General features: G+C 53.6%; 7 tRNA genes and 1 rRNA gene. All 8 read left to right on the top strand.

Going from position 1 to position 770, the window contains the following annotated elements:
- Nucleotides 1-83: ribosomal RNA gene (rrf, locus tag AC1DE7_RS31675) — 5S ribosomal RNA — on the top strand; the annotation flags it as partial.
- 83 nt (nt 84-166) lie between these two features.
- A tRNA-Asn gene (locus AC1DE7_RS31670) sits at nt 167-242 on the top strand.
- A 4-nt stretch (nt 243-246) separates the two neighbouring features.
- Nucleotides 247-318: transfer RNA gene (locus AC1DE7_RS31665), tRNA-Glu, on the top strand.
- Between the two features lie 7 nt (nt 319-325).
- Nucleotides 326-401, top strand: a tRNA-Val gene (locus AC1DE7_RS31660).
- Nucleotides 402-419: 18 nt separating this feature from the next.
- Nucleotides 420-493, top strand: a tRNA-Met gene (locus AC1DE7_RS31655).
- A gap of 27 nt (nt 494-520) precedes the next feature.
- A tRNA-Asp gene (locus AC1DE7_RS31650) sits at nt 521-598 on the top strand.
- Nucleotides 599-622: 24 nt separating this feature from the next.
- Nucleotides 623-697, top strand: a tRNA-Gly gene (locus AC1DE7_RS31645).
- Nucleotides 698-711: 14 nt separating this feature from the next.
- A tRNA-Arg gene (locus AC1DE7_RS31640) sits at nt 712-770 on the top strand.

Genomic DNA, 770 nt, shown 5'->3' with positions numbered 1-770 from the left:
CCATCCCGAACACGACCGTTAAGCCCTCTAGCGCCGATGGTACTTGGACCGCAGGGTCCTGGGAGAGTAGGACGCCGCCAAGCGAACTCTTTCATCATACATAGAAAACAGGCTCTGCATGTGGACGTTGTACGATGAATTGCATTTGCACTGCAAATGCATATATTCCCTGATAGCTCAGTTGGTAGAGCACTCGACTGTTAATCGAGTTGTCACAGGTTCGAGCCCTGTTCGGGGAGCCATTAAGGCCCGTTGGTCAAGGGGTTAAGACACCTCCCTTTCACGGAGGTAACAGGGGTTCGAATCCCCTACGGGTCATATAGATGGAGGCTTAGCTCAGCTGGGAGAGCATCTGCCTTACAAGCAGAGGGTCGGGGGTTCGATCCCCTCAGCCTCCACCATATAAACTTTTATAACGACGCGGGGTGGAGCAGCCCGGTAGCTCGTCGGGCTCATAACCCGAAGGCCGCAGGTTCAAATCCTGCCCCCGCAATTATGCTTTCCTTTGAGAAAGTGATCTGGAACCGTGGTGTAGTTGGCCTAACATGCCTGCCTGTCACGCAGGAGATCGCGGGTTCGAATCCCGTCGGTTCCGCCATTTTTATATTTATTAATACCGTATGCGGAAGTGGCTCAGCGGTAGAGCATCGCCTTGCCAAGGCGAGGGTCGCGGGTTCGATTCCCGTCTTCCGCTCCAATATTTGCGCCCTTAGCTCAGCTGGATAGAGCGTTTGACTACGAATCAAAAGGCCGGGAGTTCGAATCTCTCA

This window comes from Paenibacillus sp. 10L310 (assembly GCF_056395745.1).
The sequence above is the reverse complement of the archived record's forward strand: the minus strand, read 5'-3'. Positions and strand labels throughout refer to the sequence as shown.